Raw genomic sequence first — 21,906 nt, forward strand, 5'->3', positions numbered from 1 at the left:
GGATGGATCCGCTCTTGCTCGGCCTTCTGGTCGCATTCTTCACCATTTTTGTCCTGTTTTCGGGCGTTTCGGTGGCCACGGGTCTGCTGATCGTCTCGGCGGGCTTCCTGATCGCCTTTGACGGGATGCGCTCGCTGGAACTGATGCCTGAAATCATGTTCGGCAAGCTCAACAACTTTGCGCTTTTGTCGATCCCGATGTTCATCATCATGGGGGCGGCGATTGCCTCAACCCGCGCAGGCGCAGACCTGTACGAAGCGCTGGAGCGGTGGTTGACCCGCGTGCCCGGTGGCCTCGTAATCTCAAACCTTGGGGCCTGCGCGCTGTTTTCGGCGATGTCCGGGTCCAGCCCCGCAACCTGTGCGGCCATCGGCAAAATGGGCATCCCCGAGATGCGCAAGCGTGGCTACCCCGATGAGGTGGCTTCTGGCTCAATCGCGGCGGGCGGCACCTTGGGCATTTTGATCCCGCCGTCGGTCACGATGATCGTCTACGGCATCGCCACCGAGACCTCGATCGGGCGTCTGTTTCTTGCGGGTGTTCTGCCGGGGCTGATGTTGGTGGCGTTGTTCATGGCGTGGTCGCTCTATTCCACGGCACGCTCGGGCAACATGCAGGTGTTGGCCAAGGTGAACTACACGTGGAAAGAAAAATTCGAAATTCTGCCCCGCGTGACACCGTTCATCCTGATCATCTTTGGCGTGCTCTATGCCATGTATGGCGGCGTCGCGACCCCGTCTGAGACCGCAGCTGTGGGCGCACTTTTGTGCCTCGTGATCGCGATGATTATCTACAAGCTCTGGAACCCAAAGGACCTGTGGGTTGTCCTGCGCGACAGCACCAAGGAATCCGTGATGATCCTGTTCATCATCGGGGCGGCTGGCGTGTTCAGCTTTATGCTTTCATCGCTGTTCATCACGCAGTCGATTGCGGCATGGATCGGTACATTGGACGTGAACCCTTGGGTCCTGATGCTTGCGGTGAACATCTTCTTGCTGATCGCGGGTTTCTTTCTGCCACCGGTGGCGGTGATCTTGATGGCGGCTCCAATCTTGTTGCCGATCATCACGACCGCAGGGTTCGATCCGATCTGGTTTGCCGTGATCCTGACGATCAACATGGAAATCGGGCTGATCTCGCCACCCGTGGGTCTGAACTTGTACGTCATCAACGGCATTGCGCCTGATATCAAGCTCAAGACCATCCTGATGGGCTCGCTGCCTTATGTGGCCTGTATGGTCATCGCGATCCTGTTGTTGTGCTTCTTTCCGGGGATCGCAACGTGGCTGCCCGACTACGTGATGGGGCCAGCGGTATGAGCCTTCTCGGTGGCCTTCTTTCGACTGTTTTTGAGCGGCGCTACCGAGGCGACAAGGGGGCGGGTCAAGTGTCTCGCCCCTTCGCCGACCTCACCGTGGACCTTATGCGGACCACGGGTGAGGGGACGGGCATGGCAGTGGCTCGTGCCATTCTTGATAAGTTCGCAGCCAGTGATGATGACGAAAAGCTCGCGTTTTTCCGGCATCTGGCTGAGGACCTGACAATTTCACCCGAGGATGTCCGCACTGCGCTGGACGCCTACGAGCAGGGCCAGACAAAGGCCAGCTACCGCGCGTTTATGACTGCGGCTGAGCCGCCCCGCCAAGAATTGATCCGCCGCCTTAATCAGGTGCCCGGTGCCACGCGGCAGTTGGTGGCAATGCGCGCGGACCTGCTGCGTCTGGGTCGAGGCGAGGCTGCGCTTGATGCGCTCGATCTAGATTTCCGGCACCTTCTGTCCAGTTGGTTTAACCGAGGCTTTTTGGTCCTGATGCCGATCACGTGGGAAAGCCCCGCGCATATTCTTGAGAAAATCATCGCCTATGAGGCCGTGCACGCGATTGATAGCTGGGGTGCGCTGCGCGCCCGGCTTGAACCTGCGGACCGCCGCTGTTTTGCGTTTTTCCACCCCGCTATGCCTGATGAGCCGCTGATCTTTGTCGAGGTCGCGTTGACAGGCGGCATTCCTGGCTCTGTCCAAGGTGTTTTGTCCGAAGACCGCCCTGTGCTTGAGGCAGAGGGCGCCGACACGGCCGTGTTCTATTCGATCTCAAACTGTCAGGCGGGTCTTGCGAGCATCTCGTTCGGCAATTCCTTGATCAAACAAGTAGCGGCGGACTTGTCGACAGCACTTCCAAACCTCAAGACGTTTGTCACGCTTTCGCCGATCCCCGGGTTCGCGGCTTGGCTGCAAGAGGCCGGGTATGACGTGCCTGCGGGTGATCCTACGCGCCTGACGGGGCTGACGGCCCTTTATCTGACGACGGCCAAACGCCCCGACGGATTACCCCGCGATCCGGTTGCCCGCTTTCACCTTGGCAACGGGGCAGAGGTCCACCGCCTGCATGCGAACGCCGATGTGTCCCCCAAGGGGATGCAGCAATCCCACGGCGTGATGGTCAATTACCTCTATGATCTATCGCGCGTGTCGCAAAACCATGAACGCTACGCCGCCTCATCTGAGATCGCGGCATCCCCTGAAATTCGCGCGCTCACCATCGCCGCCGAGAAGGCCAAAGCCTAGGAGCCTCCGATGTCCAACCCCCTTTATGATACGCTCTTTGGATGCCACGCCGAAAAGGCCACGCCGTTTTTGCATATTGCAGATGGCAGCACATGGACCCACGCGCAGTTTTTGGAACTGGCCGCGCAATACGCCCATGTTATCACGGATCACGGGCTGGTGCCGGGTGACCGGCTGGCGGTGCAGATCGAAAAATCGCCCCAAGCATTGGCGCTTTATGCGGCCTGCGTGCAGTCGGGCGTGGTGTTTTTGCCGCTCAACACGGCCTACACCGTGGATGAGCTGACCTATTTCATCGACAACAGCGGCGCATCCCTTGTGGTGTGTGACCCTGCGCGCGCGGCGACCTTAAGCCCGGTTGTAGCACAGCTTGGCGCGAAGCTCGCGACCTTGGGGGCCGACGGCTCTGGCTCGCTGAGCGATGCGGCGAGCGACAAACCGACCCAGTTCGCAACGGTGGCGCGCACGGGCGATGATCTGGCCGCGTTCCTTTATACATCTGGCACAACGGGCCGCTCCAAGGGGGCGATGCTGACGCAGGACAACTTGCTGTCAAACGCGCGAACCTTGGCAGAGGTGTGGAAGTTCACGGCCGATGACGTGCTGTTGCATGCGCTGCCTATTTTCCACACCCATGGCCTGTTCGTGGCCACAAACGTGACGCTGATCGCGGGCGGGGCAATGATCTTTTTGCAGAAGTTCGACATCGACGTGGTGTTGGACCGAATGGCGGATGCCACGACGATGATGGGGGTTCCAACGTTCTATACCCGGCTCTTGGGGGATGCGCGGTTCACCCGTGAATGCGCGGCCCACATGCGGTTGTTTGTGTCGGGCAGCGCGCCTTTGCTGGCCGAAACCCATGACGATTTTGCCGCCCGGACTGGGCACCGCATCCTGGAACGCTACGGCATGACCGAGACGAATATGAACACCTCGAACCCCTATGATGGTGATCGCCGCGCGGGCACCGTCGGCTTTCCGCTGCCGGGGGTTGAGCTGTTGATCACCGATCCCGCTACGGGCGCCGAACTGCCCCAAGGCGAGGTGGGTCAGATCGAGGTGCGCGGCCCCAACGTTTTCAAAGGCTATTGGCAGATGCCTGAAAAAACCGCCGAAGAGCTGCGTGAGAACGGTTTTTTCATCACCGGTGATTTGGGCAAGCGAGATGCCGATGGCTATGTGCACATCGTGGGGCGCAACAAGGATTTGATCATTTCGGGTGGCTACAACATCTATCCCAAGGAGATTGAGTTGGTTCTGGATGAGCAACCCGGTGTGCTCGAAAGCGCCGTGATCGGCGTGCCCCATGCGGACTTTGGTGAGACGGTTTTGGGGCTGATCGTGCCGCAACCGGGGGCCACGCCCGATACCGATGGGATTGCGGCTGCGGCGGCCAGCGCGCTTGCGCGGTTCAAACATCCTCGCAAGCTGATCGTGATTGACGCCTTGCCGCGCAACACGATGGGCAAGGTGCAAAAGAACGTCCTGCGCGAGGCCTACGCCGATACGTTCCAGCCAGCGACCTAGGGCGCAACCCAATCCACGCGCGCTATGGCCAGGTCCACCAGTGCGCGTGTGTTACCGGCCCGTGATAGGCGTAGCCAATCAAGGGTTTGCGCCGTGAAGACCAGCACGCCAAAAGCGTCGTGGCCAGTGCTTGACGTGGCCTCCAACGCTCCGCCGGGGGCTGCACCTGCGTATGTTTCCTTGGTGTACGGGGGCAGTTGATCCCACGCGCTGTTTGCCAGCTCACTGCCGGGGGCATGGCGCGTGATCTGACCAGAAAACCGCATTTGGATTTGCTGTTCAGGGTCCCAGGTTAGCACGCTAGCGGCGGGGTTTTCGTCCAGTTGGGCCCACTTTGCGCTGCGCGTATCGGTGTGAAAAATCAGCGCACAGGCCTCGGGTTGGACCGCCCGCAAAACGACCATGCGCAGGCTGGGCGTTGTTCCGTCGACAGTGGCGAGGGTCGGCGTGCGCAGCGGGTGGCCGGGGGTGATGCAGGCCGCGCTCAGGGTGCTCCAAATTTGATCCGGCGTCATGCGAGACGTTCCCACGCGAGGGCGGCAAGTGCCAGATCCCCCAACGCATGACCGCGAAACACAAACGCGCTGCGTTCGGTATCGCTTTGCCGGGGCGACGCGTTGCCCATCACGAGCCCTGAGATATCGCCGTGGATATGGGCAGGCTCCGCGAGCTTGTTGGGCAGGGTGGCTTCTTGTTCAAGATCGTCAATAATGACGCGGTCCAATGCGCCAAAGCTCTGTTTGTGCCACGGCACTGCGAGGTCAACGACCGACAGAAACGCCCCCGCATCAAGCCAGTTGGCATCGAGAAATGGGGCCTCCACGGCTGTGTGCGTCACGCTTGTAACGGCCAGATCGACCCCTTCGAGGGCGGCGCGCGGCGTGTCCACCACTTCGGCGTCCAACCCGTCGGCGGCTTCGACTAGGGCGTCAATATTGGCCCGCCCACGGCCTGAGATCTTGATCCGGGTCAGAGGAAACATCTGCCGAAACAACGCCAAATGACTGCGGGCCTGAAGCCCTGTGCCCACAAACCCGACGCTGCTTGCGTCCGGGCGGGCCAAGTAAGACGCGGCCAAGGCGGACAGTCCGGCGGTGCGCACGCCCGTGAGCCAATTATTGTCTAGTGTCGCAAGCGGTAGGCCCGTTTCCGCATCCAAAAGGGAGACGAGGCCATTGATCTGCGCCAACCCGCGCGCAGAGTTCGCGGCGTTTAGTACCAGTGATTTGGTCACGGCGATGGGGGGGCTGTCCATCGCGGCCAGCGTCGACATGATGTAGCGCCCATCCGGCGGGGTGAGGGCGGCTTTGGGCGCTGCGTGCACCGTCCCTTCGGCGGCGCCACGGATCAGTTTTTGCAACATCGCGATGATGTCCTGCGCGCTGATGTTTAGCGCGGCGAGGGCCTCGGCGTCGTAGTGGGGGATCATGCGGCGAACTCCGCTTTGTGGTCTTCGAAATAGCGGCGCAATGCAGTGATCCCGTCGGCGACGGCCCGATCCCGGCCGAGGCCAATACGAAAACGGTCGTCTGGCGTCGCGCCCAGATCGGAGCGGTATAGGCCTGCGGGCAACAGCAAAATGCCGTGGTTTTCGATCAGGTCTGCGCAGAAGGTTTCTACAGTTCCGGGGCCGGTGTAGCGGGGGTAGGCGACGCAGCCGCCCTCGGGCGCTGAGAAGTCGATCAGCCCAGGGAAATCGGCCAACAGCGCCTCAAACGCAGTGAGGTTGCGTTGCAAAAGCGCGCGGTTGCGGGCAAAGATTTGTTCCCGCGCGGCGAGCGCGATCATGCCGAGCCGCTCTGCAGGAGCCGCGTTGCAGATCGACAGGTAGTGTTTGTACCGCTCTACGCGTTGCAGCACGTCGCGATCGGGCGAGGCTAACCACCCGATCCGAAGCCCTGGCAAACCGTAGGCTTTGGACAACACGTTGAGCGAAATCCCCCGCTCATACACGTCCGCGATTTGCGGCATCTGTAGGTTTGGGTCCAGTTCGACGCCGCGATAGACCTCATCACACAGGATGTAGATGCCATCGGCGCGGGCCAGCGTGATCAGAGTATCGAGGTCCGCGCGCGGCATGAGCGCGCCGGTGGGATTGTGCGGAAAGTTGAGCGAAATCAGCCGTGTGTTGGGACGAATGGCATCCTTGATTGCGTCGATATCCAGCCGCCATTTCCCGCCCTCAATTCGCATCGGCACGCCGGTTGTTTCGCAAATCGCGGCCGGAACGGTCTCAGCGCTTTGGTAGTTGGGGGTGGGGACGATGGCGTGATCATTCGGCCCAAGCAGTACCCTTGCTAGCGCGTAGAGACCTTCGCCCGCGCCTGCGAGTGTCAGGATGTTGTCTTGGGCCATCGTGTCATAGGTCGCTGCAATGGCCGTGCGCAGATCGGGCGCACCCCATGTTTCGGTATAGCCGAGGGATGTGGCCTCAAACGCCTCTCGGTCCGCATCGGTGCCCAGCGCCAGCAGATCGCGCAAGGAGAGGCTTTCCATATCGGAGGCGGTCAGGTGATGACGGGCATTGAATTCCCACTTGGAGAAATGAACTTCCAGCGCAAAGTCGCGCAAGGTGCTGGCAGGGGGCTGTTGGTTCATAACGCGTTCCTTGGGTAGCTTTCCCAAGGTGTAGCGCAGGCGTTAGGCCTTCGCCACTGTGACTGTGTCTGTGATGGGCGTTAGGATTGGTAAACGGTGACGTTCCGGGCGCGTAGCGCATCCGTTAGGGTGCGGGGGTCGGGCAGGGCCGCATCTGGCAGCGGGACGCAAAGACCGTTTGTCATCAGGACCTGCACCCTATCTGGGCCGTTATGAGGATGATCAATCCGTACCTCGGTGATCCGGTCCAACGGTAAGGCGGTGACCTCAGCCCCGTAGCGCACAGTCCAGGTCGAGCCACCGATGCGCGATGATGCCTCCGGCCGGGGGGCGCGTAGGATCGCGAAGCTGCCCGCCATCAGAACAACGCAGAACCCGATGGCCAAGCTGTGCGGCAAGAGCATAACACCCACCACCGCAAGGCCTGCACACAGGCCCGGCGCGAGCCGTGTCAGAGGAATATGTGTCAAAGCAACCATAGGCTACCTCTAGCACGCAAGAATGAAGAAAGTATGACCGAACAGCGACTTGTCGCCCTAGCCCAAGGGTTGGCGGCCCCGGACGACCTTGATGTTTCGGTCCAACAGTGCCCGCTCCAGCCGGTGTGGCCCGGGCAGGCACGACAGGGGCACCGTGATCAGCCGACCATCCGTCAGGCGCAGGCCAAGCTTGGCCGACAGATCCAGCCGAAACGTCAGATGTGCCTGCACGACGGACGTCAGCGCGACCTCACCGCTGCCATTCGGAACCTCCCAGCTGAGGGTGTCGGGGCTGATCTCAAACTGGCTCTGACGGTCGCGAATGAGGTCGTAGGCCAGCGGTATTCCCGCGACAAATAACAACAGCGTAATGACCGGCAGCGCGCCCAGCCCGAGCAATAAAAACAAGGCACAGCCCCAAGTGGCCGCCAAAGCCAGCACGCCGCGCGCAGATCGTGCGCGCGCGACGTGTTGATACGTGCCCTCAGGCATCACGCATCCGGCCGACCATCTCAGCGGTATCGCGGCTAAGACCGGGGTGTGCGGCGATGCGGGCCAGTTGCTCTTGGATCAGGGCCTGACGGTCCACGTCGTACCTGCGCCAAGTTTCAAAGGCGGTGGACATGCGTGCCGTCGTCTGGGGGTTGAGCGCGTCAAGCTTCAGTAGCCAATCGGCCAAAAACCTGTAGCCCGCACCAGACGGGTGGTGAAAACCCGCGGGGTTCATGGCTGTCATTCCTGCAATAACGGACCGGAACCGATTGGGGTTTTTCCAATCGAAATCAGCGTGCTGGGTGAGGCCGGTAGCAACCGCAACCGCATCATCTGGGTCGGCCTCTGCCACGGACATGGCGAACCATTTATCCATCACAAGGCGGTCCGTGCGCCACTGCGCCTCAAACGCGGCTGCCACTGTCGTATCACCCGCCGAGAGCAGACAGCCAAAGGCCGCCAGTTGGTCGGTCATATTCGTGGCCGCGTCATAGGCCGCACGGGCCATTGTGCCGCCGTCTAGCCGGGTTTGCAGCCGCAACAACTGCGCGCGCAGGCTGCGTTTGGCAGCATCATTCGCGGCGGGGGAATAGGGCCCGGGTGTTGCGGTCACCGCGATCAATGCGGGCAGGGTGTCGCCCATGTGTTGGGCAATCGCCAAATGCACCGCTTTGCGCGCAGTGTGGATGGCGGTTGGGTCCGGCACGATGCCTGCGGCGTCGCAAGCGTTGGCAAGGTTATCCTCGGACGGCAGCGCCAACACCAGCGCGCGAAACGCAGGGTCCAGCGTGTCATCGGTGATCACCTTTGTCAAAGCGTCAAGCCATGCGGTCGCGGGCGCGGACCCGGCCGTGAGATTGGCCATCAAGTTGCTCTTGGCCAGAAGGGTGCTCGCCTCCCAGCGGTTGAACGGATCGGTGTCGTGGGCCAGTAGGACCAGACGGTCGGCCTCGCTTTGCTCTGTCTCAAGAATTACCGGGGCCGAAAACCCGCGCAGGAGCGAAGGGATGGGCTTGACATCCAACTCAAAGCGGAGGGTCAGTTCGGCTTCAGACATCTCAACCACTTGGGTGGGCAGGACCTCGGCGCCGTCTGCACCGATCAAGCCCATCGCAATTGGAATGACTTGTGGGGCCTTGTCGGGTTGGCCTGCGCTGGGCTTTGTTTTCTGTTTTAAGTGAAGGGTATATTCACCGTTCTTAAAGTCATCTGTGACAGTCAGATGCGGTGTGCCGGCCTGTGCGTACCACCGTTTGAACTGGCTCAGGTCGCGGCCGGTGCTGTCCTCAAACACCTGTATCCAATCCTCGATCGTGCAGGCTTGGCCGTCATGACGATCAAAGTAGAGCGTGAGGGCCGCATCATAGGCCGCAGGGCCCACAAGGGTGCGCAGCATCCCGATGACCTCCGCGCCTTTTTCATAGACGGTGGCGGTGTAGAAATTGTTGATCTCAACAAAGGCTTCGGGCCGGACGGGGTGCGCAAGGGGGCCCGCGTCTTCGCGGAACTGGCGCGCGCGCAGTTGCAACACGTCCTTGATCCGTTGCACCGGGGCGGAGCGCATGTCTGCGCTGAACTGTTGGTCGCGGTAAACCGTGAGCCCTTCTTTGAGGCACAGCTGAAACCAGTCGCGACATGTGATCCGGTTGCCGGTCCAGTTGTGGAAATACTCATGGGCGACGATCCCCTCGATCATGGCATAATCGGTGTCGGTCGCCGTTTCGGGTGAGGCAAGAACGTATTTCGAGTTGAAGATGTTCAACCCTTTGTTTTCCATAGCCCCCATGTTGAAATCATCGACTGCCACGATGTTGAACACATCGAGGTCGTAGGGGCGACCATAGACGTCCTCGTCCCATTTCATCGACCGTTTCAGTGCATCCATCGCGTAGTCGGTTTTGCCCTCATCCCCGGGGCGGACATAGACGTTGAGCGTGACCTCGCGCCCCTCCATCGTGGTGAAATGATCCGTCGTCGCGACCAAATTCCCGGCCACAAGGGCGAACAGGTAGGTGGGTTTGGGGTGTGGGTCGGTCCAGCACCCCGGGGCTGTGGGGTTGCCGTTGGACAATTGCACGGGGGTGTCGGCGTTGATCGTGACCTCATAGGGGGCCATCACATCGGGGCGGTCGTACATGTAGGTAATCTTGCGAAAGCCCTCAGCCTCGCACTGGGTACAATACATGCCGCCAGACATATAAAGCCCCTCAAGGGCTGTGTTGGTCTGGGGCGAAATCTCGACCTCCACCTCAAGGGTGAACGTGTCGCTGAGGTGGGCGGCAGGGATGGTCAGATGCGTCTCGGACACCTCATGCGGGACCTCAGCACCGTCAACGCGTAGGGACTTCAGGATCAGATCCTCACCGTTGAGCACCAAATCTTCTGCCCGGACGCGGGTGAATGCGATGCGGCTTTGGATGCGCGTCGCAGTGGGATGCAGCGTGAAATCCAGCGCGACATGGGCCACGTTATAGGGCGTTGGGGTGTAGTCTTTTAGATAGATCGTCTGAGGGGCTGCATCGCGCATGGGGCACTCCTTTGGGCTGGTGCAGAGCCTAGTGCCTTGGGGCCTGATCGCAAGCCCTGTAGCCGCGCAGATCGCTGGTATTGTGAGGGGTGCGCCCTATGTCTGCGGCGTGGGCGGATGTGTCTGGCAAATGGGCAGGGTTCTACGGCTTGACCACATATCATGTTCTTGAAATGTTCGTATTCACGGAGGGGCTATGACGACGATTCTTTGGTTCAAGCGGGACTTGCGGGTGGCGGATCATCCGGCGCTGGCGCTTGCGGCTGAGCTGGGGTCTGCGGTCGTGCCTGTCTATATCGCGGAGCCGGAGATGTGGGCGCAACCCGACGCCTCTGCGCGGCAGTGGCGGTTTGTGGCCCAAAGCCTTGAGGCGCTGGGCGTTGAGCTGGCCGCCATCGGGGCGCCGTTGCAGATCCACTTCGGGGAGGCGGCTCAGGTGCTGGCCACGCTGGCGCAGGACTATGGGGCCACCCATTTGGTCAGTCATGAGGAAACCGGCACGCAGTGGAGCTTTGACCGCGATCTACGGGTGGCGTCATGGGCCAAAACTGCGGGCGTAATTTGGCACGAGGTGCCGCAATCAGGCGTTATGCGGCGGTTGAAAACCCGCGATGGTTGGGCGGCCACCCGCGAAACATGGCTGCGCCAAGAAACAGCGACGCCGCCGCGTGCCCTGCGCGGTGTGGGTGAGGGTGTGTGGCACATGCCCGATGCGCGCGATCTGGGCCTTGGGTGGGACCCGTGCCCGGACCGTCAGTCGGGGGGGCGCAATTCGGGGCTCACGTTGTTGGGCAGTTTCCTGACGGAGCGGGGGCGGACTTACCGCGCGGCGATGGCCACCCCGATTGAGGGAGCGGTCGCGTGCTCTCGGCTCAGCCCGCATTTGGCGTGGGGGACCCTCTCGATCCGAGAGGCACATCACGCAGGGCTGGCCCGCCGAGCCGAAGCGCCCAAAGGGGATTGGCGCCAAGCGATGCAGAGCTTTGTTAGCCGCCTCGCGTGGCGCGACCATTTCATGCAAAAGCTAGAGGATGCTCCCGACCTAGATCGCCGCTGCCTGCATTCCGCCTATGAGGGGCTGCGCGGCAGTGATGCCGCGCGTTTGGCCGCGTGGGAGCAGGGGGAAACCGGGCTGCCGTTTGTGGATGCGTGTATGCGGTCACTGATCCACACAGGCTGGCTAAATTTCCGGATGCGGGCGATGCTGGTCGCAGTGGCCAGCTACCACCTGTGGCTGGATTGGCGCGCCACTGGCCCGCATTTGGCGCGCATGTTCACAGATTATGAACCGGGCATTCATTGGTCGCAGATGCAGATGCAATCGGGCACGACCGGGATCAACACGCCGCGTATTTATAACCCGATCAAGCAGGGCCAAGAGCAAGACCCCGATGGCCGGTTCACCCGCCGCTGGTTGCCGGAATTGGCCAGCGTGCCGGATGCGTTTTTGCAGACCCCATGGGATTGGCCGGGGGCTGAACGGCTGAGCTATCCGCCGCCCATCGTGGATGTGGCCGCCGCTGCCCGCGCTGCGCGGGACAGAATTTGGGCCGTGCGCCGTTCGGATCGGTTTGGCGCGGAGGCGGGGGAAATCATCCGTAAACATGCCAGCCGCAAGGACGGCACGGGGCGCTTCGTGAATGATCGCGCCCGTGCGGTCAAACGGTCAAAATCACCTCCCAATCAGATGAGCTTCGATCTGTAATATGCCGAAAATGCGTAAAAAATCCGATTTACCCTCCAAGGACTGTGCCCATTGCGGATTGCCCTTTGCGTGGCGCAAAAAGTGGGCGCGCGATTGGGACAATGTCCGCTTTTGCTCGGACCGGTGTCGCAGCGCATCCAAGGGCGGAGCCAAGCCCGCTCAGGACGACCGTTAAAATTCTCATCGGAATTTTCCGCGATCTTGTTGCCTATCGGAAACAAACGCCCTAGGTCGCGTCCACAACGGTATACCAAGGGAGCATACACATGGTCGCACGTATTGAAGTTGCGGGGCTACAGGTCGCTGAAGAGCTGCACGCATTCGTTGAAACACAGGCGCTGCCCGGCAGTGGGGTTGAGGCTCAGGCGTTCTGGGACGGACTGTCCAAACTGATCCACGACTTTGGCCCGCGCAACCGCGCGCTGCTGGAAAAGCGTGAAGACCTCCAAGCCAAGATCGACGCCTGGCACGTCGCCAACCGCGGCACGGCCCACGATCATGAGGCCTACAAAGCCTTTCTGACGGAAATCGGTTATCTGCTGCCCGAGGGCGACAGCTTTGAAATCGATACCGCGAACGTTGACCCCGAAATCGCGACCGTTCCAGGCCCGCAGCTGGTGGTGCCGATCACCAACGCGCGCTACGCGCTGAACGCGGCGAACGCCCGCTGGGGCAGCCTTTACGATGGGTTCTATGGCACAGACGCCATGGGCAGCCCCGCGCCAAAAGGCGGCTACGACATCGGTCGTGGAGCCCGTGTTGTGGCCCGTGCGCGTGTGTTCCTCGATGAGGCGTTCCCCGTTGAAGGAACCAGCCACGCAGACGCCCGCCGCTATCACATCCAAGGTGGCGCGCTGCTGATTGATGATCAACCCCTGGCTCAGCCCGAAAAGTTTGTGGGCTACCGTGGTCACCCCAAAGCACCCGATGCGATTGTCCTGAAAAACAACAACCTGCACGTTGAGTTGGTGTTCGATCGGACCCACGCAATTGGTGCGCGGGACCAAGCGGGTCTTGCGGATGTTCGGCTTGAGTCCGCGATCTCTGCGATTATGGATTGTGAAGATTCCGTGGCCTGCGTTGACGCCGAAGACAAAGTTCAGGCGTACTCTAACTGGCTCGGCCTGATGCGCGGCGATCTGCAAGAAACCTTCCAGAAGGGCGATGCAACCGTCACCCGCGCGCTGAACCCTGATGTGGTCTACACTGGCCCCGATGGGGGTGAGGTCACGCTGAAGGGTCGCGCACTTTTGTTGGTGCGTAACGTCGGTCACCTGATGACCAACCCCGCGATCTTGGACCGTGACGGCAACGAAGTGTACGAAGGCCTGATGGATGCGATGATCACCGCGCTCATCGCCAAGCACGATCTGGCGCAGGCTGGTGGCAACTCGGTTACGGGCTCGATGTACGTCGTGAAGCCCAAGATGCACGGCCCCGAGGAAGTGAGCTTTGCGGATGAGACCTTCACCTTTGTCGAAGGTGTGCTGGGCATGGCGGCTAACACCGTCAAACTGGGCATCATGGACGAAGAGCGCCGCACGAGTGTGAATCTTAAGGAATGTATCCGCGCCGCCAAATCGCGCGTTGCGTTCATCAACACCGGGTTCCTCGACCGTACGGGCGACGAAATCCACACCTCGATGGAAGCCGGGCCGTTCTCGCGCAAGGACTTCATCAAGCGCAAAGCTTGGATCAGCGGCTACGAAAACCAGAACGTGGATATCGGTCTGGAATGTGGTCTGTCCGGCAAGGCGCAGATCGGTAAAGGCATGTGGGCCATGCCCGACATGATGGCTGCGATGATCGAGCAAAAGATCGACCATCCGAAATCCGGCGCAAACTGCGCTTGGGTTCCTTCGCCCACCGCCGCGACCCTACACGCGTTGCATTACCACAAGGTTGACGTCTTTGCCGTTCAGGCCAAGCTGAAAGCCGGCGGTCGCCGCGCATTTGTGGACACGGTGCTCGACATTCCGGCGGCCAGCTACCGCAAATGGAGCCGGGAGCAGATCATCCGTGAGGTTGAAAACAACGCCCAAGGTATCCTTGGCTACGTTGTGCGCTGGATCGATCAGGGTGTTGGCTGTTCCAAAGTGCCCGACATCAACAACGTCGGCCTGATGGAAGACCGCGCAACCTGCCGGATTTCGGCGCAACACATTGCCAACTGGCTGCACCACGATGTGGTCAGCGAGGCTGACGTGCGCGCAGTCATGGAGAAAATGGCAGCCGTTGTGGATGGTCAAAACGCGGGCGACCCGTTGTACCAAGCCATGGCACCCAGCTTCGACAGCATTGCCTACAAGGCCGCTTGTGATCTGGTGTTTGCAGGCCGTGTGCAGCCCTCGGGCTACACTGAGCCAGTCCTTCACGCCCGCCGCCTAGAGCGCAAAGCCGCCAGCTAAGCTGCGGATAACAGGAGATATAATATGTCTGAGATTTCATTGCGCAAAGCGCGCAGCATCATCAAAACCACCCTCGCAAAAGGCCGCGAGATGGACCTTAAGCCATTGTCGGTCGTCGTTCTGGACGCCGGTGGTCACATCAAAGCGTTCGAGCGCGAAGATGGCGCGGCTGCAGGTCGTTTCCAAATTGCGCACGGCAAGGCCTATGGTGCAATCATGCTGGGCATGCCCGGTTCCGCGCAAATGGCGCGGGCTGAACAGCAGGCCTATTTCATGGCCGCTGTGAACGGCGTGTTTGGTGGGCAGGTTATCCCTGTGCCCGGTGGCGTTTTGGTCCATGACAAACGCGGCAACCTTGTGGGGGCCGTTGGCGTGACCGGCGACACCTCCGACAATGATGCGACGGCTGCTCTTGCGGGTATCGAAGCTGCCAATTTGGTAGGCACCGCCTAATTTGTGCGCAGGCGCGCAGTCTATCGCGCGCCTGCACCCCTTTACGATGCGTTAGGGCCCGGTATACCTTTGGGAAAGCATTCTCCTTGAGGTTTCTATGACGCGCCCCATCGTTGGCATTATTTCTAACAGCTATTTGATTAACGATCAGTATCCGGCCCACGCGGGCGGAACGATGAATTCTGAGGCAATCGCTGAGGTCAGCGGCGCGCTGCCGCTTTTGGTGCCTGCAAACCCCCAGTTTTGCGATGTTGAAGCGCTGCTTGCGCGGTGTGATGGTTTCCTTCTGACCGGGGGACGGCCCAATGTGCACCCCGAAGAATACGGTGAAGCCGAGACGGAGGCTCACGGCACTTTTGACCGGGATCGCGATAGCCTTGTGTTGCCGTTGATCCGGTCCTGCGTGGAACGCGGTCAGCCGATTTTGGGGATTTGCCGCGGCTTTCAAGAGGTCAACGTCGCGATGGGGGGCACGCTACACCCCGAGATCCGCGACCTTCCGGGGCGGATGAACCACCGTATGCCACCCGATGGGACGCTTGAGGAAAAGTTCGAAATCCGCCACGACGTGACCTTTCGCGAGGGCGGCGTGTTTGAACGGCTCTATGGGCAGCGCATCGTGCGCACCAACACACTGCACGGGCAGGGGATCAAGACGGCAGGTCCCCGTGTCGTCGTGGACGGCTATGCCGATGATGGCACGCCAGAGGCGCTGTATATCGCCGAGGCACCCGGATTTACCCTGTCTGTTCAATGGCATCCCGAGTACCGCGCGGCAAAGGACCCTGTGTCCCGCCCGCTGTTCGAAGCCTTTGGTCGGGCCGTGGCAGACTGGGCATCGGGCGCACGGCCCAGCACCCGGGCGATCGCCTAAAACCGATACAGCGCGGCTGGGTTATCGACCAGAATTTGGTGCCACGTTTCCTCATCGGGGCAGACCCGGGCCAAAGCTTCTAGCAAGGTGGCACTGTCGGGCTGCTCTGCATCAGCGAGCATGATATGCGGCCAGTCTGAGCCCCAAAGACACCGCGTCGGTGCGGCTGCAACCAAAGCCGCGACAAACGCGTCAGCGGCCGTGTAGGGCGGTGGGCAAAGCCGATATAGGCCCGACAGTTTTACAAACACGTTGCCGGTTTTCAGTAGGTTGAGCAGGGCCTGAAACCCCGGCTCATCCGGGCCAATCGCCAGATCGGGCCACCCAATATGATCCAGCACCACCGGCACCGGGAGGGCGGCGATTTGGGGCGCAAGCTCAACCATATGGCGATGCGTGTTGATCAGCATTTGCACATGCAAACCGCGCGCAGCAAGGCGTGGGGCCATGGCCTGAACCCCGGCCCACGACAGCACGCCGCCATGCACATAGTTCAGCCGTACGCCGACCAGGTTTTGCTCCACCAGACGGTCCAAATCCGCGTCCGTGGCGGCATCCGTCACCAAACCGATGCCCCGTGCAGTGTACCCGTTTAGCGCGTTCAAGTCGGCAACCGCCCGTGCGGTCACGGAATTATCGGTGCCATAGAGGATCGATTGCACCACCACAGTCCGACTGATGCCCAAATCCTGCATCTGTTTGATGTAGGCGGCCATGAAATCAGCGTAGCGCAGGTTCGGGGCTGGGTCCTCAACGCGACTGTCCCACAAGGGGGCCTCATCACGGCCAGCCAGCATGTGAATATGGCTGTCGCAAGCCCCATCAGGGGCAGGCGTTTTCGGGATACGGCTGGGGCGGGGCACAAGGCCTTGGGGAAGCGTCATGGGATCTGCCTAGCCGTATTGGTCCAACATTTCCAGCAGGTCGGCGTGTGTATTGGCCTCAGCCGCGGGTTTGTCTCGCCGCCAGCGGGCCATGCGCGGAAACCGCAGCGCGAGCCCCGATTTGTGCCGCGAAGACGCCTGGATGCCTTCAAACGCGATTTCAAACACCAGTTCCGGTGGCACGCGGCGCACGGGCCCGAACCGTTCGAGGGTATTTTTCCGGACCCATTTGGTGATATCGCGGAATTCAGCGTCTGTCAGCCCAGAGTAGGCCTTGGTAAAGGGGACCAGTTCGTTGCCCTTCCAGCAGGCAAAAGTATAGTCCGTATAAAGGTTTGCACGCCGTCCGTGGCCGGCTTGCGCATAGATCATCACCGCATCCACGGTCAGCGGATCAAGCTTCCATTTCCACCAATCGCCTTTGCGCCGCCCGCCAACATAAGGCGCGTCCAAGCGTTTGATCATCAACCCCTCAGCCTGTGCGTCACGTGCGGCGGCGCGGGTTGCGACGTGGTCCTCCCACGTCCCCTCAAGGCCGCGTGAGAGGCGGAGTGGGATATCATCGGGTATTGTATTTATAAAATTCAGATACTTACGTCGATGCCTTAAAGTATCTCCTCGCAGGTCAGCGCCCTCAAATTCCAACACATCATACGCGCGCAGAACGACGGGTGCGTCGCGCAGAACCGTCTTGGGGACCGTTTTGCGTCCAATCCGTTTTTGGAGGGCTGCAAACGGCAGCGGTTGATCGGCCGCGAAATCCCACGCCAAAAGTTCGCCGTCAATTACCGTCCCGTCGGGCACATGATCGAGCACGGGCGCAAGATCAGGAAAGCGGTTGGTCATCAATTCCTCACCGCGGGACCAGATGAACATCTGCCCGCCGCGTCGGATCAATTGCGCGCGAATGCCGTCCCATTTGTGCTCAACCAGCCAGTTTTCGGGCGGACCAAGGTCTTGGGGGGGATGCTCCAATCCGTAGGCCAACTGAAATGGGTACGGCCGCGACAGGTCGGCTTGCGGGGCGGGGGCTTCAATGAGGGCCTCCCAGGTCGTGGTATCGGGCGTCCATCCCCCCATCAAGCGGTGCGCGAGGGCGGCTTCGTCCTGTGCCGTTGCCAGTGCCAAGGCCCGGGTCATCAGCTTTTGACTGACCCCAACGCGGAAGCCACCGGTCAAAAGCTTGTTGAAAACAAAACGCTCCGCGCCGTCCAACGTGTCCCATGCAGTCAAGATGGCAGGTTTTTTGGCGGTATCGTCTTGGGTTTGCAGCGCTTGGATCGCCTTGATCCAGTCGCTGAGCGGGCGATCATCGGATTGGCTGGCGGAGGGCAGGACGAGGCCGATCGTTTCAGCCAAATCCCCAACAACGCTGTAACTTTCCTCAAACAGCCACAGCGGCAGGCCCGCGCGCTCAGCCGCCCATTCGCGCAAGCGCGTCGCGGTCACAGTACGTTTTGGCCTGCGCCCTGACAAAAGGGCCACGCACCACAGACGGTCCGCGCTGGCCGCAGCACTTAGATACCCGGCTAGGGCTTCGGTTTTCGCCTTGGTCGAAGTGGTGCTATCAAGGGCAGTGAAAAGATCTGCAAAATCTCTCATGATGCGATCTTTTCTGTGTCCGCTTCGGGGTCTGCGTCTTCGCCGGTGAATTCGGTTTCTAGAATGCCTGCATCATACCCCAACGTGTCGAGGTATTTGGAAAATGTCGCGGTGTACCCGTGTGTTGCAAGGACTTTTTCCGCACCCGTGGCTTGGATCGCCTCCAGAAGGCCGGGCCAATCGGCGTGGTCGGACACGATAAAACCCGTGCTCAACGCGCGTCGCCGCCGCACGCCGCGCAGGGCCATCCAACCGGAGGCAAAAGCCTCTTCGCGCGGACCAAATTTGCGCGCCCAAGCGGAGCCAAGTGCGGCGGGCGGAGCGATGACCAACGCGCCCGGATAGGCTTTGCGGTCGGTGTCCTTGGTGACAACGCATGTGTCGGGCAGGGTGACGCCATGCTCGCGCAGGACTTGGTTCGTGGCCTCCACCGCGCCGTGGGTGAGGAGCGGGCCGAGGTCGGGGTTGAGGCCGGCCATCAACCGCTGGGCTTTGCCCAAGGCGTAGGCGCCTAAGATTGCGGTTTTGCCCTCTGCTGCGCATCGTTGCCACCATGCGGTGATGTCTGCGCGCAACTGGTCCTCTGGGGGCCAGCGAAAAATCGGCAACCCAAACGTGCATTCCGTGATGAAACCATGGCAGCGCACAGGTTCAAATGGGGTCGAGAGGCCATCATCGGTGGTTTTATAGTCACCGGAGACAACCCAGACCTCACCCCCGACCTCAACCCGTATTTGCGCCGAGCCCGGCACGTGACCGGCGGGATGATAGCTGACCGTCGCGTCGCCAATCTTTTGCTCTGTGGCGTAGTCGATGGTTTGGCAGGTGATATCGCCCAATCTGTGGCGCATCACGGCCTTGGTCAGCGGCGTGGCGAGATAGCGTTGATGACCGGGGCGCGCGTGATCGGAATGGGCATGGGTGATCAGCGCGCGATCCACCGGGCGCCACGGGTCGATAAAAAAATCCCCCGCCGGACAATATAGCCCCTGTGTTTTGAGCGTCAGCACCATGCGCCTCTCCTTTGTGATCTCAACACTTAGGGCGCGTGGTTCGGTTGTCTTGTGGTCCTTTTGTTATTCGTCCTCTGACAGTAGCAAGATCTCCCCGGAGGTTTCCATTTCGCGGATAGCGGTGACGATTTCTTGCATGGCGGCCTCACCCTCAGCCGGCTTGATCGCGCCCTTTTCGTTGATCTCGTCTTCTAGCTGGGCAGATAGCCTTTGGGACATCGCCCCGAGGATATATGTGACCGCATCTGGCGCAGTGGCTTTGCCGTGGCCCAAAGCCACGATCAACACCTCTTGGTCGACGGCGCGCGCGACTTTGGGAATATCGCGCCCGGCGATCCGTGCGGGGATATTTTGGAACGTAAAGATCGCCTTGCGGACCTTTTGTGCGAACACCGCATCCTCTTGGTCAAGCCCGTCAAGGACCGCGTCGCGGGTCGCAGCGGGGGAGGCGTTGAGGATCGCGCCAACACGCTCAACCGGGCCATCGCGGAAGGCTTCACCGGGTTGTGCATCCAGCTGACGACCAAGGGCAAGGCCGATACGCGCGACGGTTTCGGGGTCAATCTCACCTGTGAGGGATACGGCATAGGCGATCCGACGGCCGCGTTCGGGCGGGATTTCCGCCAATAACTCTGCCGCTTTGGGCACGGATAGTTTTGACAAAAGCACGGCGCAAATCTCAATGCTTTCTTGTTCGACGATTGGGCGAAGTTTGGCGACCTCAAGCCCTGCGAGCCGTTCCCACGGGTTGCCCGAGATTTCCGCACCGGATTCGTCGCGCAGAACGTCCGCCGTGTTGGGTGAAATGAAGCCATCCAGAACCGACAGCGCACCAGACAATCCGGGGGGGAAGTGCAGCCCCACACTGTCCAGCTCGGACGCAAATTCACTGACGATCCAGCGCAGCGTATCCTTGGTGATATAGCGCATGTCTGCCATTTCGCGGGCAAGCACTTCTTGTTGGTTATCTTGCAACTTGTTGAGGCCGGGGTCGACGCCTTCGGCCAGCAGCAGGCGCACAATCACAGCGGCCTTTTGTTGGGGCGTCATAGCGGGTGCGCCGGGGCGCGGCGCGATTTGTTGCCGCCGGGGGTTGGGAGATTGCGCTGGTACCACCAAGTTTGCCCTCATGAGTGTCTGAGGGGATATTGGCGCGCCAAGGTTAAGGTTTGGTCAACACAAGGGCCCTAACCCAAGCCAAACTGCATCGAATGTGACGCAGTTTTCCATGCCCTAGTAACTGTAGCCCGCCCCGCGTGCGATGGCTTGGCGCAGAGACACCTCAGCCCATGTGCCGCGTCCGCCTGTCGTGCGGATCAGGGTCAGTTGCGCCCGCGCGGCGTCGGAATTTCCGGCCTCAACAAAGCCTTGGCCCATGTAGCTGCGGGCCTGCCAATGGTTTGGATCTTGCTCTAGTGCGGCCGTGTAATAGGTCATTCCGGTATCAAAATCGCCCATCTTGCGCGCGACAAACCCACGAAGCGTGAGCGCGTCGGCGGTGCCCGGCATGTTCAACGCCGCGAGCGCCTTGTTTGCCGCGTCATAATCGCCGGCGTAGGCGAAATAGCGCGCCGCGTTCAGCCGATCCTCATCCAAAAGGCTGCCGCTTTGACTGGCGATGCAGGTCTTGGTTTTGGTGTCAAACACCTCACCCGCTTTGCAATCCTTGTTTGGATTGGTCGCGGCCGGCACGCCCGATCCTGCCGCAAAAGCGGTCATGGGCAGGCTCAAAATGGCCGTCATGGTCAGGGCAACGAGGGTTTTCATGGTACGCGCTCCTTTGGGTGTGTATCCCAAAACATAGGGCGCGCGCGCCTGAAACAACCCGTTTGTTACAGTCCGGCGGTTTCCGGCGCACCGATCATCAGGTTGAGGTTCTGCACCGCCGTGCCGCTGGCGCCCTTACCCAGATTGTCCAACGTGGCCGAAACCGTGATGCGGTCCGCACCGTTGCCCAGGACCGAAATCTCCATCCGGTTGGTCCCATTCAGCGCCGTCGCTGAGAGCCGATCAGGGGCGTCAACAACATCCACAAAAGGAGCGTTGGCATAGAAAGCATTATAAATTTCAGCCAGCTGCGCCGCAGAGACCTCTGCGCCGGACAGGTGCAGCTGAACAATCATCCCTTGGGCATAATTGCCAACGGCGGGTTGGAAAAATGGTGTCTGCGAAAGGCGACCGTATTCCATGATTTCGGGCACGTGTTTGTGGTTTTGACCCGTGGCATAGAGGAAGTGGTCGGGGGCTGTGCCGGCCTCATATTCCGCGATCAACGCTTTGCCGCCGCCGGTGTAGCCTGATACCCCGGTCAGGGTGGCGACGTAGTCTGCGGGCAGGGCGTCTGCATCACGTAAGGGGCGCAAAAGAGCAATGGAACCCGTGGCATAGCAGCCGACGTTCGCCACCCGGTCAGAGGCTGCAATGGCCGCTTGCGCGCCGGGCAATTCGGGCATGCCATAGGTCCAACCGTCCGCGATCCGGTGCGCGGTTGAGGCGTCGATGATCCGGCAATCCCCGGCCAAGGCAACCGCCTCAATTGCGGCGGCGTCGGGCAGGCACAAAATACCCACATCCGCGGCGGCAAATGCAGCTGCGCGGGCTTCGGGCGATTTGCGTTCAGCAGCATCCACCGAGATCAGTGTGATGTCGTCGCGCGCCTCAAGACGTTCGCGGATTTGCAGCCCCGTTGTGCCAGCTTCGCCGTCGATGAATACTTTTGCCGTCATGGTTCGGTCCTTCGGTTCTTGGCCCGTAATGGGCGTGGGGGGCTTAGGTCAA

General features: G+C 60.8%; 20 protein-coding genes. 8 read left to right on the forward strand and 12 right to left on the reverse strand.

Annotation, left to right across the window (positions count from 1 at the left end):
• The first annotated feature begins 2 nt into the window (after positions 1-2).
• From PM04_RS00125 to PM04_RS00135, 3 genes are read left to right on the forward strand one after another with little or no spacing between them, the layout of a single operon-like run.
• Positions 3-1,319: a TRAP transporter large permease gene (locus PM04_RS00125; RefSeq protein WP_038002485.1), complete on the forward strand. Its 1,317-nt coding sequence runs from the start codon at positions 3-5 to the stop codon at positions 1,317-1,319.
• A complete protein-coding gene (locus PM04_RS00130; RefSeq protein WP_038002488.1) occupies positions 1,316-2,563 on the forward strand; it encodes a malonyl-CoA decarboxylase in 1,248 nt (415 codons plus the stop codon). Before PM04_RS00125 ends, PM04_RS00130 begins: the two co-directional genes overlap by 4 nt.
• A 9-nt stretch (positions 2,564-2,572) precedes the next feature.
• Positions 2,573-4,093, forward strand: coding sequence for a malonyl-CoA synthase (locus PM04_RS00135; RefSeq protein ID WP_038002490.1), 1,521 nt, complete (start codon positions 2,573-2,575; stop codon positions 4,091-4,093).
• Here the strand turns inward: PM04_RS00135 and PM04_RS00140 are convergent.
• The 6 genes from PM04_RS00140 to pepN all read right to left on the reverse strand — a co-directional run bounded on the left by PM04_RS00140 (position 4,090) and on the right by pepN (position 10,189).
• Entirely contained in the window at positions 4,090-4,608 is a 519-nt protein-coding gene (locus tag PM04_RS00140; protein ID WP_052068283.1) for a pyridoxamine 5'-phosphate oxidase family protein, read from the reverse strand. The two genes, PM04_RS00135 and PM04_RS00140, sit on opposite strands and share 4 nt — an antisense overlap.
• Positions 4,605-5,522 (reverse strand): ornithine cyclodeaminase family protein, encoded by a 918-nt coding sequence (locus PM04_RS00145; protein WP_038002491.1) that lies wholly within the window; start codon positions 5,520-5,522, stop codon positions 4,605-4,607. Before PM04_RS00145 ends, PM04_RS00140 begins: the two co-directional genes overlap by 4 nt.
• Positions 5,519-6,691, reverse strand: coding sequence for an aminotransferase class I/II-fold pyridoxal phosphate-dependent enzyme (locus PM04_RS00150; RefSeq protein ID WP_038002493.1), 1,173 nt, complete (start codon positions 6,689-6,691; stop codon positions 5,519-5,521). Before PM04_RS00150 ends, PM04_RS00145 begins: the two co-directional genes overlap by 4 nt.
• An 80-nt stretch (positions 6,692-6,771) precedes the next feature.
• Positions 6,772-7,170, reverse strand: coding sequence for a hypothetical protein (locus PM04_RS00155; protein ID WP_038002495.1), 399 nt, complete (start codon positions 7,168-7,170; stop codon positions 6,772-6,774).
• Between the two features lie 57 nt (positions 7,171-7,227).
• Positions 7,228-7,662 carry a hypothetical protein gene (locus tag PM04_RS00160; protein WP_038002497.1) on the reverse strand — a complete coding sequence of 145 codons (435 nt, stop codon included), beginning with the start codon at positions 7,660-7,662 and terminating at the stop codon, positions 7,228-7,230.
• Entirely contained in the window at positions 7,655-10,189 is a 2,535-nt protein-coding gene (gene pepN, locus PM04_RS00165) for an aminopeptidase N (RefSeq protein WP_038002498.1), read from the reverse strand. Before pepN ends, PM04_RS00160 begins: the two co-directional genes overlap by 8 nt.
• A gap of 196 nt (positions 10,190-10,385) precedes the next feature.
• Between pepN and PM04_RS00170 the strand changes: the two genes are divergently transcribed.
• The 5 genes from PM04_RS00170 to PM04_RS00185 all read left to right on the forward strand — a co-directional run bounded on the left by PM04_RS00170 (position 10,386) and on the right by PM04_RS00185 (position 15,629).
• Positions 10,386-11,894, forward strand: coding sequence for an FAD-binding domain-containing protein (locus PM04_RS00170; RefSeq protein ID WP_038002500.1), 1,509 nt, complete (start codon positions 10,386-10,388; stop codon positions 11,892-11,894).
• 1 nt (position 11,895) lies between these two features.
• Complete coding sequence (locus tag PM04_RS17540; RefSeq protein ID WP_081945961.1) at positions 11,896-12,069, forward strand: DUF2256 domain-containing protein; 174 nt, start codon at positions 11,896-11,898, stop codon at positions 12,067-12,069.
• Between the two features lie 91 nt (positions 12,070-12,160).
• Positions 12,161-14,302 (forward strand): malate synthase G, encoded by a 2,142-nt coding sequence (locus tag PM04_RS00175; RefSeq protein WP_038002502.1) that lies wholly within the window; start codon positions 12,161-12,163, stop codon positions 14,300-14,302.
• Positions 14,303-14,326: 24 nt separating this feature from the next.
• On the forward strand, positions 14,327-14,755 hold the full coding sequence (locus tag PM04_RS00180) for a heme-binding protein (RefSeq protein WP_038002504.1): 429 nt from the start codon (positions 14,327-14,329) through the stop codon (positions 14,753-14,755).
• Between the two features lie 97 nt (positions 14,756-14,852).
• Positions 14,853-15,629 (forward strand): gamma-glutamyl-gamma-aminobutyrate hydrolase family protein, encoded by a 777-nt coding sequence (locus tag PM04_RS00185; protein WP_038002505.1) that lies wholly within the window; start codon positions 14,853-14,855, stop codon positions 15,627-15,629.
• Here PM04_RS00185 and PM04_RS00190 read toward each other — a convergent pair.
• The 6 genes from PM04_RS00190 to argC all read right to left on the reverse strand — a co-directional run bounded on the left by PM04_RS00190 (position 15,626) and on the right by argC (position 21,854).
• A complete protein-coding gene (locus PM04_RS00190; protein ID WP_038002507.1) occupies positions 15,626-16,513 on the reverse strand; it encodes an amidohydrolase in 888 nt (295 codons plus the stop codon). The two genes, PM04_RS00185 and PM04_RS00190, sit on opposite strands and share 4 nt — an antisense overlap.
• 9 nt (positions 16,514-16,522) lie before the next feature.
• Positions 16,523-18,115, reverse strand: a complete 1,593-nt coding sequence (locus PM04_RS00195) for an ATP-dependent DNA ligase (RefSeq protein WP_038002508.1) — start codon at positions 18,113-18,115, stop codon at positions 16,523-16,525.
• Positions 18,112-19,128 (reverse strand): ligase-associated DNA damage response exonuclease, encoded by a 1,017-nt coding sequence (locus PM04_RS00200; protein WP_038002511.1) that lies wholly within the window; start codon positions 19,126-19,128, stop codon positions 18,112-18,114. The genes PM04_RS00195 and PM04_RS00200 overlap by 4 nt, the downstream gene beginning before the upstream one ends.
• 63 nt (positions 19,129-19,191) lie before the next feature.
• The gene (locus tag PM04_RS00205; RefSeq protein WP_233486439.1) at positions 19,192-20,178 is read right to left on the reverse strand and encodes a flagellar motor switch protein FliG; all 987 of its coding nucleotides are present in this window, start codon (positions 20,176-20,178) and stop codon (positions 19,192-19,194) included.
• Positions 20,179-20,361: 183 nt separating this feature from the next.
• The gene (locus tag PM04_RS00210; RefSeq protein WP_038002513.1) at positions 20,362-20,895 is read right to left on the reverse strand and encodes a tetratricopeptide repeat protein; all 534 of its coding nucleotides are present in this window, start codon (positions 20,893-20,895) and stop codon (positions 20,362-20,364) included.
• A gap of 65 nt (positions 20,896-20,960) precedes the next feature.
• The gene (argC, locus tag PM04_RS00215; RefSeq protein ID WP_038002515.1) at positions 20,961-21,854 is read right to left on the reverse strand and encodes an N-acetyl-gamma-glutamyl-phosphate reductase; all 894 of its coding nucleotides are present in this window, start codon (positions 21,852-21,854) and stop codon (positions 20,961-20,963) included.
• Between the last annotated feature and the right edge of the window lie 52 nt (positions 21,855-21,906).

This window comes from Thalassobacter sp. 16PALIMAR09 (genome assembly GCF_000765485.1).
GTDB classification, from domain to species: Bacteria; Pseudomonadota; Alphaproteobacteria; order Rhodobacterales; family Rhodobacteraceae; genus Thalassobacter; species Thalassobacter stenotrophicus.

Excerpts from the sequence above, each read along its gene's own strand:
- PM04_RS00125 (WP_038002485.1), top strand. The coding sequence starts at position 3 with ATGGATCCGCTCTTGCTCGGCCTTCTGGTCGCATTCTTCACCATTTTT.
- PM04_RS00130 (WP_038002488.1), top strand. The coding sequence starts at position 1,316 with ATGAGCCTTCTCGGTGGCCTTCTTTCGACTGTTTTTGAGCGGCGCTAC.
- PM04_RS00135 (WP_038002490.1), top strand. The coding sequence starts at position 2,573 with ATGTCCAACCCCCTTTATGATACGCTCTTTGGATGCCACGCCGAAAAG.
- PM04_RS00140 (WP_052068283.1), bottom strand. The coding sequence starts at position 4,608 with ATGACGCCGGATCAAATTTGGAGCACCCTGAGCGCGGCCTGCATCACC.
- PM04_RS00145 (WP_038002491.1), bottom strand. The coding sequence starts at position 5,522 with ATGATCCCCCACTACGACGCCGAGGCCCTCGCCGCGCTAAACATCAGC.
- PM04_RS00150 (WP_038002493.1), bottom strand. The coding sequence starts at position 6,691 with ATGAACCAACAGCCCCCTGCCAGCACCTTGCGCGACTTTGCGCTGGAA.
- PM04_RS00155 (WP_038002495.1), bottom strand. The coding sequence starts at position 7,170 with ATGGTTGCTTTGACACATATTCCTCTGACACGGCTCGCGCCGGGCCTG.
- PM04_RS00160 (WP_038002497.1), bottom strand. The coding sequence starts at position 7,662 with ATGCCTGAGGGCACGTATCAACACGTCGCGCGCGCACGATCTGCGCGC.
- pepN (WP_038002498.1), bottom strand. The coding sequence starts at position 10,189 with ATGCGCGATGCAGCCCCTCAGACGATCTATCTAAAAGACTACACCCCA.
- PM04_RS00170 (WP_038002500.1), top strand. The coding sequence starts at position 10,386 with ATGACGACGATTCTTTGGTTCAAGCGGGACTTGCGGGTGGCGGATCAT.
- PM04_RS17540 (WP_081945961.1), top strand. The coding sequence starts at position 11,896 with ATGCCGAAAATGCGTAAAAAATCCGATTTACCCTCCAAGGACTGTGCC.
- PM04_RS00175 (WP_038002502.1), top strand. The coding sequence starts at position 12,161 with ATGGTCGCACGTATTGAAGTTGCGGGGCTACAGGTCGCTGAAGAGCTG.
- PM04_RS00180 (WP_038002504.1), top strand. The coding sequence starts at position 14,327 with ATGTCTGAGATTTCATTGCGCAAAGCGCGCAGCATCATCAAAACCACC.
- PM04_RS00185 (WP_038002505.1), top strand. The coding sequence starts at position 14,853 with ATGACGCGCCCCATCGTTGGCATTATTTCTAACAGCTATTTGATTAAC.
- PM04_RS00190 (WP_038002507.1), bottom strand. The coding sequence starts at position 16,513 with ATGACGCTTCCCCAAGGCCTTGTGCCCCGCCCCAGCCGTATCCCGAAA.
- PM04_RS00195 (WP_038002508.1), bottom strand. The coding sequence starts at position 18,115 with ATGAGAGATTTTGCAGATCTTTTCACTGCCCTTGATAGCACCACTTCG.
- PM04_RS00200 (WP_038002511.1), bottom strand. The coding sequence starts at position 19,128 with ATGGTGCTGACGCTCAAAACACAGGGGCTATATTGTCCGGCGGGGGAT.
- PM04_RS00205 (WP_233486439.1), bottom strand. The coding sequence starts at position 20,178 with ATGACGCCCCAACAAAAGGCCGCTGTGATTGTGCGCCTGCTGCTGGCC.
- PM04_RS00210 (WP_038002513.1), bottom strand. The coding sequence starts at position 20,895 with ATGAAAACCCTCGTTGCCCTGACCATGACGGCCATTTTGAGCCTGCCC.
- argC (WP_038002515.1), bottom strand. The coding sequence starts at position 21,854 with ATGACGGCAAAAGTATTCATCGACGGCGAAGCTGGCACAACGGGGCTG.